The 16,231-nt window shown below is 61.0% G+C and carries 7 protein-coding genes and 2 tRNA genes; 7 read left to right on the forward strand and 2 right to left on the reverse strand.

Features of this window, described 5'->3' with window-relative positions:
- The first annotated feature begins 55 nt into the window (after positions 1-55).
- The 5 genes from JZY06_RS06805 (at position 56) to JZY06_RS06825 (ending at position 3,307) form a co-directional block, all read left to right on the forward strand.
- Positions 56-132: transfer RNA gene (locus JZY06_RS06805), tRNA-Ile, on the forward strand.
- 16 nt (positions 133-148) lie between these two features.
- Positions 149-221 (forward strand) — tRNA-Ala (locus JZY06_RS06810).
- Positions 222-309: 88 nt separating this feature from the next.
- Entirely contained in the window at positions 310-498 is a 189-nt protein-coding gene (locus JZY06_RS06815; protein ID WP_207278809.1) for a hypothetical protein, read from the forward strand.
- Positions 499-559: 61 nt separating this feature from the next.
- Positions 560-1,435, forward strand: coding sequence for a class I SAM-dependent methyltransferase (locus JZY06_RS06820; RefSeq protein WP_207278810.1), 876 nt, complete (start codon positions 560-562; stop codon positions 1,433-1,435).
- Positions 1,436-1,576: 141 nt separating this feature from the next.
- Positions 1,577-3,307: a hypothetical protein gene (locus JZY06_RS06825; protein WP_207278811.1), complete on the forward strand. Its 1,731-nt coding sequence runs from the start codon at positions 1,577-1,579 to the stop codon at positions 3,305-3,307.
- Between the two features lie 259 nt (positions 3,308-3,566).
- Here the strand turns inward: JZY06_RS06825 and JZY06_RS06830 are convergent, their stop codons facing one another.
- Positions 3,567-11,270 carry a YPDG domain-containing protein gene (locus tag JZY06_RS06830; RefSeq protein WP_207278812.1) on the reverse strand — a complete coding sequence of 2,568 codons (7,704 nt, stop codon included), beginning with the start codon at positions 11,268-11,270 and terminating at the stop codon, positions 3,567-3,569.
- 1,875 nt (positions 11,271-13,145) lie between these two features.
- On the opposite strand from JZY06_RS06830, the gene JZY06_RS06835 reads away from it, so the two are divergent.
- Both JZY06_RS06835 and JZY06_RS06840 read left to right on the forward strand, forming a co-directional pair.
- The gene (locus JZY06_RS06835) at positions 13,146-13,670 is read left to right on the forward strand and encodes a MarR family winged helix-turn-helix transcriptional regulator (RefSeq protein ID WP_207278813.1); all 525 of its coding nucleotides are present in this window, start codon (positions 13,146-13,148) and stop codon (positions 13,668-13,670) included.
- A 76-nt stretch (positions 13,671-13,746) separates the two neighbouring features.
- Positions 13,747-14,511 (forward strand): glycosyltransferase family protein, encoded by a 765-nt coding sequence (locus tag JZY06_RS06840; protein ID WP_207278814.1) that lies wholly within the window; start codon positions 13,747-13,749, stop codon positions 14,509-14,511.
- A 19-nt stretch (positions 14,512-14,530) separates the two neighbouring features.
- On the opposite strand, the gene amn is transcribed toward JZY06_RS06840, so the two are convergent.
- Positions 14,531-15,979: an AMP nucleosidase gene (gene amn, locus JZY06_RS06845; protein WP_207278815.1), complete on the reverse strand. Its 1,449-nt coding sequence runs from the start codon at positions 15,977-15,979 to the stop codon at positions 14,531-14,533.
- Between the last annotated feature and the right edge of the window lie 252 nt (positions 15,980-16,231).

The raw sequence follows: 16,231 nt of genomic DNA on the forward strand, positions 1-16,231 counted from the left end.
AGGGGCCCAATTTGCGTTTGTCGACAACCGCACGGTAAAGTTCACTCTCGTTCGAGGGCCTATAGCTCAGGCGGTTAGAGCGCTTCGCTGATAACGAAGAGGTCGCAGGTTCGAATCCTGCTAGGCCCACCAAACAATTTCAATTCTTGGGGCATTAGCTCAATTGGTAGAGCACCTGCTTTGCAAGCAGGAGGTCAGGAGTTCGATTCTCCTATGCTCCACATTTTTATTCCTCCCGGTCGCAGATGACCGGGAGGTTTTGCTTTTCCCGGGCGCCCGGCCACCCGCATCACCGGGTTGGTCGCGGGCATGAAATACACTGTGGTCTTCATCTTTTTGTTCATTGTGGTTTTCTCTGTGATCTCCACGGTTATTTCCCTCGTGCTCGGCGGACTGGGGGCCTCTGTCGGCGGGGTGGAACTTATTGTCATCGCGCTGGTATCGGCGGCCGGGGCATTTTTTATCTCGCGCCCGGTGGCCCGGAAACTCACCCGGTAGTGGTGGTGGGCCGGCAGGGGGTGTTCGTGCACGGATCAATCCGGGGGTTTAAGGTTTGGCTATGACAATTCCGGACAACAACGCCATCCCCGAGATGTTTTCCGACAATCTCGGCGCCACCTTGATTTGTACGATTGAAGCCCGCGCCCACGCCGGCGACGATTACCGGATCGCCTGTTGGAACGACGATGAAGCGAAAAAAGTGTGGCAGCGCCTTACCGTGCTTGCCGAGCAGTCGTCCATTGACTTAAACGACTATGTGGTCGCCGAAAAAAGCAACCGGGCGGGCACCATCCACCGGGCGCTGTGCATTGACCGGCAAATCCGGGAGTTTCGCCGGATCACCGACGGACCGATACAGGTGGTGACCCTGGGGGTGGGACTGTGCACCCGGGCAACCCGGGTGCCCGATATCAAAGACGTCACTTTTTTCGGTATCGACCGTCCGGAAGTGGTGGCAACCAGGAAAGCCGTGATGCCGGAGGATCCGACTGAACTGATCGGGGCGTCGGTGACCGCCCCGGGGTGGATGGATGATTTCGCCCATGACAAGCCGACCTGTTTCGTGGCCGAAGGCCTTGTGATGTATCTCACTGCTGACCAGGTGCGCCAGATTCTTGCCGACATCGCCTCCACCATGACGGCTGCCTGCTGGTTTGTCTCCGACAGCCACCATTCACGGGTGATTGGAAAAGGTCAGCGGAAAGCAGAAATCACCAACAAAACCGGATCGGTCTACACCTTCGGCAGTGCTGACGCCGAGTCAATGGCCAACCTCGGCGGCCAGCGCTGGCAGGCAGTGTCGGCGATCGACACCATGGGGCCGATCGGACCCATGCACAGGGCCATCAGCACTGTTTTCCGGCTGCTCAGAAAAGCGGAGTTGTTTTCGGTGAAAACCATTGCCTTCCAGCCCACCGGTGCTGGGGGGCGGTAGGCGGGCAGGCCAACAGCCCGGGAAAGCCACTGCCGCCGGGATGCCCACTACACTGAACCGAAAACCAATCAAGCTCAGGCAGAAACGGATACCTCACGGGTGGCAAGCGGACGGAAGAGTTGTTCCCCGGCCAACCATGGTGTGTCGCGTCACGATGAAAACAGCCCGCTGCAGGCCCGCCGGCTGACGGGGAGTTTCTACACCCCACCCCTGTGGGCCGACTACGCCCACACCACCCTTGACCGGGTGCTGGGGCCGCGGTGGCGCAGCGAGAATGTTGTGTGGGATCCGGCATGCGGAACCAAAAACCTCACCGGCGGCCACGACGACTATCTCCAGCTTTTCTGTTCGACGATTGACCCGCTGGAACTGGCGGTGTCGGACGGGATCAATCCCGGGGCGAGATGTTTCGTCCACGATTTCCTCAACTCCGGCTACACGGCAGCCACCCCGGCGGCAGGTCTTCCGCGGGATCTGCACAAAGTTTTTGACGACAACCGTCCACTGGTGATCCTCATGAACCCGCCGTACGGCACCGGTGCCAATCACGGGGGCAGTTCGAAAAGAAATATTGCCGCCACCGCAGTCAGACGGGACATGGCGTCCCTGCGGCTCAACCGGGCCACCCACCAGCTGTACGCCCAGTTTTTGTGGCGGATACTGGCCATCACCCGGCACTACCGGCTCACTGATGTCACTGTCGCCCTGTTCAGCAACGACCGTTTCCTGCACGGTGGACCCACCTGGGAGAAATTCATGGGGGAATTCACCTCCACTTTCACCTACCGGGCCGGCAGTGTGCTCAATGCCGGGGAGTTTTCCGCTGTCGCCGGATCATGGGCAGTCAGTTTCACCGTGTGGGCCACCCGCCGGGCGACCGCCACCCCGGCAGTCAGCGCTACCACCACCACCGGTGAACACACCTATCTGCTGGATGTGGTGGAAAACAGGGCGCACACGGCAACCACCGTCGGCAGCCGCCGGGTAACTGCTGTGACAGCAGACAACCTGTTGTCGGCGTGGGTGAAAAAACCGCTGCAGCGGGAAAAGAAAACCATTCTGCGGCCGGCGCAGCGTGTCAGGTTGAAAAACGCCGTGGAGCCAGGTGCCGCGGGACTGCCGGTCACCTGGCCGTGTGGCGCGATCGGCTACGCCCACAACAATGGGGACACGGTGGAGCATTCGCCGAAATACGTCGGCTTATATTCCACCTATTTCGCCTCCGGGCACGGGATCGCTGTCACCGAGGCAAATTTTGACCGGGCCTGCATCAACTTCGCCGTGCGCAAAGCCTGCGTCCCGCCACCCGATCAGATGTGGTTGACCGGGCACACCAACCACCGTTGGCCCGGTGAGGCTGTGACACAAGACAACGGGTGGGAGGAATTCACCGGCGACTGTGTGGCACTGGCGCTGTGTACCGCCTCCGGCTCCAACCAGTCGGCGCTGCGCGACATCACCTGGATGGGCCGCAGCCTTGATCTGGACAACGAATGGTTTTTCCTCGACGCGGCCACCATTGCCGCCCACGCCCGAGCATGCGGGTTTGGTGAACTTGCCGCTGATGCCGACAAAGCCGTGGCCGCCGGAGCCTGTCGTTTTGTCAACCGGTGGCTGGCACAGCACCGGCTGGGCGGACAGGCCGGCGAGCTTATCGCCGCGCTGCGTGATTTTCACCTGCAGTCATTGCCCATGCGCCGGGATCGTCACCGCACCCATCCCCAATGGTCGCTGGCTGCCTGGGATGCGGGTTTCAAACAATCCTGGCTGGCAGTCGGGGGATCGCCCGGGCTGCCGGGCCCACTGGTCCGGGCACACGCCGCGGTGATGGACAATGTCCGCCGCCGGGCGCACGACTACGGCATGCTCTAGGGGCACAACGGGTTGCGGAAACCCGTGGCGCAGTTTGTCAAAGGGCAAACAAGACGGTGTGCGGGGCGGGGAGAAAAAACAAAAAAGCCGCCGCCGGATGCGGTGGGCCAGGGCTTTGTCGGGTCACTGGCTCGCATCCGGCGGCGGATTGGGAAGGGGGATGAAATTTTTTCCTGAAGCTTACGTTTCCGGCAGCACCCGGTGGCGCGGGTCCTGCCGAAACCGGTGGATGATCCGGCAGGACCGGGCGGGGGCGTCGTTACTGGTGGCGGCGCCTGCGGTTGGCGGCCACCAGCACGGCGCCGACCAGCAGGGTCAGCAGGCCGCCGGCAGTGACACCGAAAACATTGGCGCCGGTGACAGCCAGCATGGCGCTGTCGTTGTGGGCGGGCTGTTTGACCACATCAGGGGCAGTATCCGGGGCCGGGGCCAGCGGTTCCGGTGCCGGGGCGACCGGCAACGGTGCGGGTGCCGGGGCACTGACCGTCGGGGCCGTGGCGATAACACCCAGGAGTGTTCCCACCACTCCGAGACCGACGACCACGGGAAGAATCGAATCCATCGATGATCCCGGCTGCGTTTGCGTTGTCTCGCTTGTGTCTGTCGGGGGTTGGGCAACAGAACCAACCCGGAAGGTCACCGGGGTGGTGTCCTTGGAGCCATCAGCAAATTTGGTGACAATCAGGAACTTGAACTTCTTGTTCGCCTGCTTGCCGGCCGGGAGGAACGAGATGGCACCGGTTTCCGGGTCAATCCGTGCCTGGCCCGGTTCAAGGACGGCAGCGGGGTCAGTCACCTGTGTGATACCGGCAGGTAGACCCACAATGCGGTGGGTGGTGCCTTGTGGAATATCGAACGGCTTGTCCGTGTCTTTTTCGTGGAACTCGACCGGACCGGACGTGGTGACTTTGTTCACCGGGGCATCAAGGACCTGCGGGATGTTGGCCACCACAGTCGCGGTTTTTGCCATAGGCGCCACCGGGAAGCTGACCTTGGTCTGCGTGGTGGTCTCATCCGGGAACGTGACGGTAACCCGGAAGACCAGGGTTTTACCGGCGTCTTCCTGCCGCGGGGTGACGGTCAAGACACCGGAGTCGCTATCCAGGAAATACTGGCCGGGGCCCACGGTCTCTGCCGAGTCAGCCGGCATGTAGCCCTTGGGAGCTTGATCGGTTGTGAAGTCAACCTGCTTCGGGCTGACCACAGTGCTGCCGGTCGTGTCGTTGATAAACAGCGGAATCGTCGACGAGACCGGGGTGTTGGAGGTGGCCGGGGTGGAACGGTTGGGTACCGACAGCCTCGGGGCAACGTCGAATGTCACCTGCGCCGTATCGGTGGTGCCGTCCGGGTAGGTGACGGTGACCGGGACGACGACCGAGGTTCCGGCCTGCTGTTTGGTTGCAACATAGGTGATCTCTCCGGTGGCCGGATCAATGTAGATCTTGCCTACGGGTATGTTGTCCGGGGAACCAACCTGGGCGAAACCATCACCGGTGATGGCAACAGTACTGCCTTCAGGCAGTTGCTTCTGCTCGCCGGAGGGATCAACCAGCTCCACCGGGGCAGAGGTGGCGGGTAGACCGGAGACAGCCGGAATATCCTGGCTGACTGGCTCAAAGAGCGCAGCGTCCTGTTTCGCAACTACGAACGTGGTGGTTTCGGTATCCGTGGAGCCGTCTCGGTAGGTGACGGTCACCAAAAAGTCCACCGAGGTTCCGGCCTGGTCGGTGCCGGGAACAAACCACACCTTGCCCGTTGTCGGATCAATCCAGGCCTTACCCGTTGCCTGATCAATCCCGGCCTCACCGGCTTCAAGATCCGGTTTGCTGTCAACCAATGTCACACCCTCGGGCGCGGTGGTGGTGAACTTGGTGTCCTGGGGGGGTGTCACTGGCGGGGTGTCGGTGCCCTGGGCGGTGAACCCGGTGTCCTCGGAGGATGCTTTCTTACCCACCTTGGCGGGGATGGTCTGCGAGGTCGGATGGTAGTCGACACTGGCCAGCTGGTCGACCGTGAAGGTGACCATGGTCGAATCGGTGGTGCCGTCTTTGTAGGTCACCGTCACCGGGAACTGGAATTGTTCTCCGGCCTGCTCTTTGGTGGGGGTGAAGGAAACCGCACCGGTGGCCTGGTCAATGGTGACTTTAAGATCTTCAGGGACTTCACCCAGCGAGAAGGATTCGTCAGTCAGCGCCGGTTTGTTGTCACCGGTAGCCTCCTCACCTTTGGCGTGGTCGACGAAAGCGATCGGGGTGCCGGATTTGGCCTTGCCGATCGGCGCATTCCAGTTTTGGGCGACAGGCTCGAACTCGTCGGCCTCGGAAACCGGGACGGTAAATGTGACGGTGACCGGGTCAGTGGAGCCATCGGTGTAGGTCACGGTCGCCGGGATGATCACCGATTGTCCGGAATCCTCTTTCCTCGGCTGGAAGGTGACTGCACCGGTTGTCGGGTCGATCCACACCGTGCCGGGTGTGACATCGTTTTTGTTGTTGACTTTGCTGACACCTATCAGCAAACGTGCTTCGTCGATGGCGTATGTTTCACCCTGCGGTGAATCCTCACCACTGACAGGGGTGTCGGCGGCCTGGTCGAGGTAGGTGACCTCGTCGGAGGTGGTTGTAGCCCCGATGGGTGCCACAGCTTTTTCATTGTTGGGTTCAACGACCGTAGCTGTTTCGGCGATGGTGAACTTCACCGTGGTCTTCGCGGTGGTGCCATCGTTGTAGGTCACTGTCACAGGCACCGTGATTGAGGTTCCGGCCTGCTCCAAGGTGGGAACGAAGGTGATCTCACCTGTCTGCGGATTGATCCAGGCCTGACCTTGAGCAAGCGTGTCCGGGGCGGAGGTGCCGGAGACGAACTCGATACCGCCGGGAACATCGTTTCTGTCAACCGTGAAGGTTGTCACCTTCGCGTCCGCGTCTGTGATCGGCGAATCGTCCACCGCGGAGGTGAACGTGATCGCAGGCGAGGTCGCCGATTCAGTCGGGGTGGCCTCCTTGATCTGCGGGTTCGCGACAACCAGGGTCGACAAAGCCGCCGGAACAGTGAACTTTGCCGTTACCGGGTCGGTGGAACCGTCTGGGTAGGTGACGGTGACCGGGAAGACGAACGACTGTCCGGCTTGCTTCACATCCGGTTCGAACGTGACCTGGCCGGTGGTGGTGTTGAATCTCACCTGGCCTTTGTCGACACCTTCCGGCAGGTCGCCCAGTGTGAAGGACTTGGTGGCCGGCGCAGTGGTGGCCGTGGTGCCGTCCTGCAGCGTGTAGGTGTAGTCGTCGGAGGTCGTTTTTTCCCCGAACGGTGCGGTTTTTTCCACGTCGAGTGGTTCGAAGCTTTCCGCCTGCGTCCGTCCGACAACGAAGGTGACGGTGGTGTTGTCTGTTGTGCCGTCGGCGTAGGTGACAATCACCGGCACACTGATGGTGGTTCCGGCTTGTGTCACGGTCGGGGTCAGACTGACCTTGCCGTTGTCGATGCCGAACTGGTCTTCGTCGACACCCTCCGGCAGCTTGCCGAAGTCGATGGTGTAGGTGGTGCCGGCCGGCACGTCGCTAGGCGTGGTGGTTCCCTGCTCAACAAATCCCGGAACGTCGGCGGTGGTTGTACCTCCGACCGGGGCGGGAAGTGTCTGCGGCAGCGGCTGGAAACGCTGGTTATCGTTTTCCGGGGCGGTGGCTTTGACCCCGAAGGAACTGGTGGCCTGATCGGTGGAGGAATCGGGGAAAGTCATCACCACCGGAATATCGACCGTGGTGCCTTCCTGGTTTTCATTCGGGGTGAAGGTGACTGCACCGGTAGTCGAATCAATAAAGACCTGGTTGTCTTCGACACCTTTCGGCAGCGTACCGAGGGAAAAGACGGTGCCCGTTGGCGGGATGGCGGTGTTGATGGTGCCCTGCTCGGTGATTGCCGGGGCTTCGGCGACAGCCTCGACACCCACTTCGGCCGGGGTGTAGACATCACCGGGTTGCATCACGTTTGCCATCAGCTTTGCGACGGTGAAAGTGTCGGTGAAGGTGTCGGTCGAGCCGTCGGCGTATTTCACGGTGACCGGGAAGATGAAGGATGTGCCTGCCTGGCCAAGCTCCGGGGTGAAGGTGACTGCACCGGTATCCGGGTGAATCGAGACCTGGTCTGGTGCGACACCTTCCGGCAGCCTACCGAGAGCGTAGCGTGCGCCATCCGGTGCGGTGACAGTGTTGTCGGTGCCCTGCTGCTTGTAGCCCGGGGTGGCGGCGGTTGCGCGTTTTTTGACCACCGCATCCAGGGTCTGGGACTGCGGATCAACCAGGGTGGCAGTCGACTGGGCGACATTGTAGGTGACGCTGGTGTCATCTTCGGTGCCATCCGGGTAGGAGGCTGTCACAGGGAAGGTGACAGAGGTGCCTGCCTGTCCCAGTTTCGGTTTGAAGGTGACAATGCCGGTTGTCGAATCAATCGACACCTGGTTTTCATCGATGCCTTCAGGGCGATCACCCAGCTTGTAGGTGGTGCCTTCCGGGGCTTCGGTGGGCGTGATGGTGCCTTGTTTCACAAACGACGGTGCGTCAGAGGATTTCGACTGGTCCACCATGGCCGGGAGGGTCTGCGGCAGCGGATCAACACTTGCGGCAGAGGACTTCGCCACCGTGTAAGTGACAGTGGTGGCATCGGTGGAGCCATCGGCGTATTTCACGGTAACCGGGAAGACGAAGGACTTGCCCTGCTGGTCACCTGTCGGGCGGAAACTGACGACACCGGTGTTGGCGTCGATGCTGACCTGTTTGGAGTCGATTCCCTCAGGCAGGGTGCCCAATCTGAATGTGGCGCCCTCGACATCGGCAGGCACCCGGGTCGACTGCTTGTCAAAGCCGATCGGCTGGGAGTCGGTTGTCTCGTTTAATGGTGCGGGCAGAATCTGCGAGGCCGGTTCGACCAGATTCGATTCCAGTTTCGCGACGGTGAACACAATGGTGCCCGGGTCCGTCGAACCGTCCGGGTAGGTGACGGTGACAGGGAAGGTAATAGAGCTTCCCTGCTGGGCTGTGGTGGGGGTGAAGGTGATCTCACCGGTTTCCGGATCAATGAAGGCCGTACCCTGTGTCACGGAGTCTTTGCTGCCGACGCGTTCCACACCGTCAGGCATGTCGGCAAAAGCAAACGAGTCGCCGTCCATGGGATCGGCTTTGTCAGTGGTGCCCTGGGTGGTGAAACCGATCGGCGCGGAGGTGGCGGGTTTTTCGGCTTTGGCCGGAATGATCTGCCGATTCGGGTCCAGCTTGGCCTTATCGAGTTTGGCTGTGGTGAAAGTGATTGTGGTGTCGTTTTTCGACCCGTCCGGGTAGGTGGCCACAATCGGGATGATCGGGCTGGTGCCGGCCTGCTGTTTGGTGGGGATAAACGTCACTATGCCGGTTGCCGGATCAATGTAGACCTCGCCCGGTTCCATCTCCTCCGGGTTGTCGACAGGTGTCACATTGTCGGCTAAGGCGTCCGTATCGATGCTGAATGTAGTCTCATCGGGTGCCTTCGCCGGTTCGGTGGTGCCGGAGGTGACGAACTGTGGTGTTTTGGACGTGGCGGGCTTGTCCGCTACCGCCGGAATGATCTGCGGAGAGGGAGCCACCAGAGCCGCCGACAGCGGGTCTACCGTGTAGGTCACGGTGGTCGTATCAGTTGAATCATCCTCGTAGGTCACGGTGACCGTGAAGACGAACGAGCTGTCGGCACGGTCCGTCGTCGGGGTGAAGACGATTTTGCCGGTGCTCGGATTGAATTGAACTTCATCCTCGGTGAGACCCTCCGGAATGTCGAGGGAGAACTCGGCGTTGATGGGCCGGGCCACCGGATTTGTGGTTCCCTGGACATTGAAAGCGATCGGCTGTGCCGGGGTTTCGGTGTTGACGGTTGTTACCAGGGTCTGCGGTTGCGGTTGAACCAGTTTGTCGGTGAGCTCAGAAACCGTGATGACCGCTTCGGTATCGGCGGTGCTGGTATCCGGGTAGGTCACCATAACGGGAATGCGCTGGGTAGTGCCGGCCTGCTTGTCAGTGGGATTGAAGGTTACCTGGCCGTTGGTCGGGTTTATCCAGGCTTGGCCGGGCTGAATATTGTCAGCGGAATCAGCAGACTCGATTGACCCGGGCAGGGTGTCGACGAAGGCGAAGATTGTGTTGTCCGGACGGTCGGAGGCGGTGGTGGTGCCTTTGGCGACGAATCCGACTGAACCTGCGGTGACTGCTTGTTTGGGTTTGGTTGTCGCCGAGGTTCCGGTGGGTTCAATGACTGTGTTGATCAAAGGATCAACAGTGATTTCTGCATCGGTCTGGTCGGTGGTGCCGTCTTTGTAGGTCACAGTCACCGAGAACACGAATGACGAATCAGCCTGCTTTTTGGTGGGTTTGAACTTCACCTCGCCGGTGACCGGGTTAATGAAGACTTCACCTTCACCCGGGTTCGGATTATCGGTTTTGGTCACATCGGTGGGGCCAGTGTCATCGAGGGCGTAGCTGCTGACCACCGGGTTGGTGGTGTTATTGCCGTCGATTTCACGGGTAAACGACACCGGGGAGGCAATCGTCGAATTGTACGGTCCCGACACCGGCGAATAGCCCGGATCGTAGACCTCATTGCGGGGCAGGGCATCGACTGTCACCGACGCCGGGATTTCGCCGTCCTGGTACTTGGGATCACCGGTGACCGTGACAGTTCCGTCATCGTCAACGGTGATACTGCCCGGCTCGATCTGCGGGTTCGCTTCCTTGACTTTGTCTTTGACTGCTTGTTTTTCGTTATCGGTCAGATGTGCCGGATCAGCCACCGACACCGGCTCCGCCGGATCGTTGAGCTTGTAAACCAGCGGCACTTCATGATTTTCTCCGTCGGTCACCAGCGAAGTGGAATCGTCTGGTGTGACGTAGGAGCAGCCTTCGAAGGCAGTGCACTCGGGGATGACGTAGTCGAGGGTGCTGTTGTTGGAGGCGGTGATCTTCTGGGTGCCGACCTCGTTGCCCTCTGGGTCGGTGTAGGTGATTGTTGTCAGTGTCGGGTTGCAGGCGGCGTCGTTTTCAGCCAGCGAACCCGCACCGTAGAGTGCATCGCCCGGCTTCGCCAGACGGGTGAGACTTATTCGACCTTCCTTATTGCTGCTATCGAGCTCATTGACGTTCATGGCGTAGACCCAGCCGTCGCTGCCTGCCAGAACGAGTCTTCCTTGGGACAGGGTGAGTCCGTAAGCCGCCACAGGCTGATTTTTGAATTCAAGACGGCCAATCAACTCGCCGGAGTCGATCAGATCCTTACCGGGAGCTTTTTTGCCGAGTGTTGCCAAATACCAGACGCTCCTACCGTTCTCGACACCCTCGGCCAGCAGAAACAGTTCGCCGTTGGGGGCGCGCAGGAAATCGCCGCCAGAACCCACTATCTTAACGTCGTCGGTGGTCAGGAACTTTGAAAAGTCCGTCGATGCTTGAGTGGCTGTGACCGGTCCGCCCAACGTGGGGTTGTCGACATCTTTCAGCGGGGCGGTAAACACGTACGGGGTTTTGTACAGCCCGATATACAGCGTGTCATCAATGATCGACAGGGCGTTGGCGGGACCAAGGTTCTCGGAAAGTGTGCCGTCGTCGTCGTAGTACTCGACGTTGACAACCCGACTGTCCCCCGAGTTGATGTTGATGACCGATATATTGCCGTTGCTGGCGATTCCGTAGATGTTGTCGCCTTCGGCGGCGATGTCGTAGTTGTACACTCCTGTCTTCAGCGGCTTGCCGTTGACGAGGACAGGTTTGGCTTCCTTCAGATCTATAGTTGTGGAGCGGTAGAGGGTCTGCGCGTCGTCGACGACCCAGTAGGGAGCTTCTTTACAGACGCCATCGGATTCATTGCTTGACGCTATTGGTGCGGCGACTGCCGGAGTGATCGTTCCGGTGAGGGCGGCAGCTGAGGTGAGGGCCATAAGCGAACGCATGGCCATGCGGTTAGCTGTGTTTTTACTATGGTGAGACTTATTGTGGGACATGCCTCAAGCCTATTGCCGAGGGCCCTAAACCACCAGCAGACTGGGGTTTGATCCCCTGAAAAGGACGGTCAGGGGTGCCGCTGCCGCTTCTGACGTGATCCCTGCCGGGACGATCATCCGGGCCATCGCTGTTGAATATGACTCTTGTACCGCTGTCAACAGGGCAAATGACTGTCGACGTCACAGAAAGGATCAAATTATTAATGGCATTGTGATCGTGGCGGCAGGGGGTGGCAGTCTTCGTCGCCGTCACCCCCGCGGTCACCTATTTTTGGGGGCCAGCCGCACCTGTCGGTTGTTTTTGTCTGTCGGACGGCCACAAATGCCGTTTTGCGGATTGCAGGGGGCGTGACCGCCGGGCCGTATGTTCTCTTCGGGCCAGAGCCGGTGCTGACGGTGATGTGCCGGCACCGGTGGCCCGGCCGCAGGCGGACCCGACGGCAAGGGGGAGGTAAATGGTGTTCGCGCCGCGGTGACGGATCAATGGGGACTCCGGCGGTCCGCTGGGTTGACGGGGTGGTTGTTACCTGAACCCTTTTTCGTGCCACTTTGGTTACAACCATGGCCAGTACGAACAAGGACCACGCCCCACGCCCCGCGCGCCGGCATCTACGTCCGCGTATCGCTAGACCGTGAGGACGAGGCGGGCGTTAAGCGCCACGTACAAGCGTGCCGTGACCTTGCCGCTGCCCGTGGGTACGAGTCACCGCCACCTACGTGGACAACTTGGTGAGCGCCTACAGCGGCGTGACCCGGCCCGGGTACCGCCGGTTGTTGCGGGACATTGGGCACGGGGCGGTAGACAGTGGTCTGTGTGCGGAGGACGGTTCGATGATGATGTGCCGGTAAAAAATATTCGGGGAAAAAGCAAATGGGAATAAGTGTCCGCGAATGACATTATTTATGATGGGGAAAGTATTTTTTTATTGTTGCGCATGGGCTGAAAATCGGTGTGTGCGACGGAGAAATAAATCGTTGCCTCCCTGCTGTGTCGGCACGGTGCGCCAGAGGGCCGTGGCAACCGGGAAACGCCCTCAATCAGCCACAGTAAAGGATGTGTGCGGTGGCGGCCGGCAATTGTTGTGCGGTGGGGTACGGTGCTGTCTGACGGCCGGTTCTGCAGGTTATCCGGCATATTTTTCGCCAGCTTGCGGTAGCGGGGGTGTAGTGGTGAGGGGTGATTGCCGAAGCCGGTGGTGTACAGTGCTGTGGAAGTATTACTTTTTGCATGGTCCGGCCGGACAGGGCATTGCTTGTCAACGGCTGTTTGTCTGATGTGTGACCCGGGGAGTATTGTCCCGTAATCGGTAGCGTGTGATACGCGACAAAAACTCCTCCGGAATTCACCCGGGGAACCATGTGCGTGCCGGATATTTGCATCCGTGCGCCACTGTTTTTTCCGGGATGACTCATCCGGATATCACCGTGTGGGCAAGCGTTGTTGGCGATTGACTGAAATGGCCTCGTTAAAATATTTGTTTTTGTTTTAATTGTTTTTACGACAATGTCCGGCGGTGCCGTGTGGCGGGCAATCGGCCATCACCGGCTGACAGCGTGCCCGCGTGAAAATTATTAGACCGCGGAGAATTCGTGGGAAAATGATTAAAGCAATAGTGTAGTTTTTGGGATTTGCGGGCAAATCCTGCTGGCTGATCCATGCAGAATAAGTGCAGTAAAGCCCGGCATAGTAGGGTGGATGCCGTTGGTGATGAACCTTCAGTAGCGGTATCACCGGATTAATTCTTGTTGGATCCGGGTGTGACGGGACACCACCGGGTGTCCCCGATCCGGAAAAGTTGTGGTTGGTTTATGGAAGGAAGGTGCCGGAAAGTGACGTCGCAGAACACACCGGAGCGCACGGATTGCGTGGACCGGATTATGGCGCAGTGGGCCCAGTTGCGTCCGGAGATCGACTCCCACGAGATGGCTCTTGCCGGCCGTCTTCTCAGGCTGACGCGGGCAGTGTCGAGTGATATCTCCGCCAACCTCGCGCAGTTTGGCCTGGAGCCGTGGCAATTTGATGTGCTGGCAACGCTGCGGAGGGTCGGGGAGGCTGTGACCGCCCGGCGTCTCGCCGAGTCCACCATGGTCTCCCAGCCGGCGTTGACCAACCGGGTCGACAAGCTGGTCAGCAAAGGCTGGGTGTTTAGAACCGTCGACCCGAATAACCGTCGCCAGGTGCTGATCAGCCTGTCGCCGGAGGGTACAGAATTGCTGGATCGGGTGTTTCCCACCCATATTGAGGTGTGCCGCACCACACCTCCGGGACTGACGCCGGAGCAGCGGGAAGAACTCGAAGCGCTGCTGCGGCTGGCTCTGGTGGCCGTCGAGCAGTCGGAGGGGTCAGACAGCTAGCCGCCGGCCGGTTCGTTGATTCCGGCGTGTCGGATCGGGGTGGGTGCGGTTGGGCAACCGCATAGGATCGGTGGGCATGACTGATGTCACCGCGATTATTGCCGTGTCCGTGGATACGCCGGTGGATTTTTTGACCCGCTCGTTGGCCAGTGTTGTCGCCCAAACCCATCCCATTGATGCGATTTTGGTGGCGGCCCCGGCCCGGCTGCACCCGGAGGCGGAAAGTATTCTCCGGGCGCCTGATGCTGTGGCGGCGGGGGTCCGCTACATTGTCGGTGATCCGCAGGCGGGTGCGGGGGATGCCGGGGATGGTGCCGCCGCCCTGGATCAGGCTCTGGCGTCCTGCGGGACGGAATTTATTATGCGGCTTGATGCCGGCGATGTCGCCCACAACGAGCGCACTGCCCGCGCGCTGGAGGAATTCGCCCGCGCCGACCGGCGGGGCAGGCGGGTTGATGTGGTGGGCACGGCTGTCTACGAATTTGACGCCTCCCTGGAATTTTCCTCCCCGCTGGAGCTGATTTCCTCGGCTGTGTCCGTCCGCAGTTTCCCCACCTCGCCGGCCAAAGCCACAAAAGCGGCGGTGCCGGTGCTGGCCACCACGGTCACGGCCCGCCGGGCGGCGTTGACTGCCGCCGGGGGATGGGCGGGCGGCAGCGACCGTGATTTGTGGCGGCGAATCATCGACGGCCGCGGCGCCGTGGTATCCCTTCCGCAGCCGTTGACCTGGCATTGCGCGGGTTTCGCGGTGGCCGATGGCATCTGCCCGCCGGAGGGGCGCCGGCACCACCCCGGCGGCTGGTGGGCCACCGTCAAGCGGCTTGTGCGCTTCGGCCGTTAGTCGGCCGCGGCCGGCCGGCTTACCGGAAGGGAACCTCGGCGATGGTGCGGCGCAGTTTCCGGGTGTGTAGTTTCGACGGTTTTTTCGCCAGTTTCTCCACCGCGTGCATGGCGCACTGCACATGGGCCTGTTTCGACGAAGCGTAGAAAGACTGGGCTGCGGCAGGAAGTTTCGGCACATCATGCAGCGGCAGATCAGACACGCTCAGCAAGGTTCCGTAGGGCACCCGGTAGCGGTAGCCGTTGGCGGCCAGCGTGGCTGATTCCATGTCGACGGCCACCGCCGTCGAACCGCGCAGCAGCTCCCACATGCGGTGGCGGGAATTCCACTCCCAGTTCCGGTCGTCGGTGGACATGACGGTGCCGGTCCGCATCAGCTGCTGGCCGGAGCTGTAGACATGGCGCACCGATTTTTCCAGTGCCCGCTGCACCTCCGGGACGGCGGGGATGGGAATCGATTGGGCGATGTGCTCGTCAAGAATATGGTCGCGGCGCTGGTAGGCGTTGCCGAGAATCAAATCCCCCATGCGCATGCGCGCATCCAACCCGGCGCAGTGGCCGATCATGATCCAGCATTCCGGGCGCAGTACCGCCAAACAGTCGGTGATGGTTTTCGCATTGGACGGCCCGACCCCGATATTGATCATGGTGATGCCGGTGTTGGCGTCGGCCACAAGATCAAACCGCGGCATCTGCCGGGTTGATCCGGTATCCAGGTCCGCGGCGCACACCTGTGCGGCCTGCCGCCGGGTGATGGTGGTCGCATCCGGCAGCACCAGAGCGGTGTAGCGGCTTGCCGGGTCGGTCAGCCGGGCCAGTGCCAAATCGACGAACTCCCGGGTGTGCATCGCATAGTTGGTGAACAAAATGTATTTCTGCACCCCGTCGGCGGGGATGCCGGTGTAGTGGCTGATCCTTTCGCAGGCGATGTCGAAGCGCTGCGGGGTGAAATGGAAAAGCGGCATCTGCCCGCCGTGGAACGCGGCCCACGCCCCGTCGATGATGGCGTCATCGACATCGTCGAGACTGGGCCGCGGAATCGGGTCGGCTCCACCGCCGCTGCGGCTGCGCAGCCGGGCCACTGTGGCATCGGCGTCGTCGATACCGGACAAATCCAGGTATTCCGGGGGGATGCGCACCCCGGAATCCCCGACGGAGATACTGCACGGATAGTTGGCGCACAGCCGCGACAGTTGGGTGGTGAAATAGTCGGCCATGATCGCCGGGCGTGACACTGTCGCCTGGTAGCGGCCGGGACGGTCGACATAGCCGAACGGTTCGGTGCGGTCGATGGGCTGCCAGGATCGGACATCGACGGCCAGTGTCGGGTAGGTGACCGCCCGCCAGTCATCGGCCCCGGCCGCCCGGCTGCCGGAGACGATGCCGCGGGCGGTGGCCACCGCCCGCTCGTAGCGGGCGCACAAATCAGCCACCGCATCGGCGGCATGGGCATGTTGGGTCCATTCCATGGCCACCACCATAGGCGCGGAAAAAGCGGCCCGGTGCATCCCGTCGGCCGGGCGCCCCCGGGCCGGTGCGTCTGCCGGGGCGGATAATTGTCTTCGCCGGTGCACGGGCCGGTGGGGAAAGAGTAGAATGACCGCCAACAGGTGTGCTTCGGGCTGTGGGTGGTGAGCAAACCCGCCGGTTGCCCCCGGCCGCGGGTGGTGACGCATCCGTTCCACCGGGGTCCGTGACCCATGGCGTGCCACACCTTGCAC

The sequence above is a fragment of the Corynebacterium mendelii genome, assembly GCF_017307055.1.
GTDB lineage: Bacteria > Actinomycetota > Actinomycetes > Mycobacteriales > Mycobacteriaceae > Corynebacterium > Corynebacterium mendelii.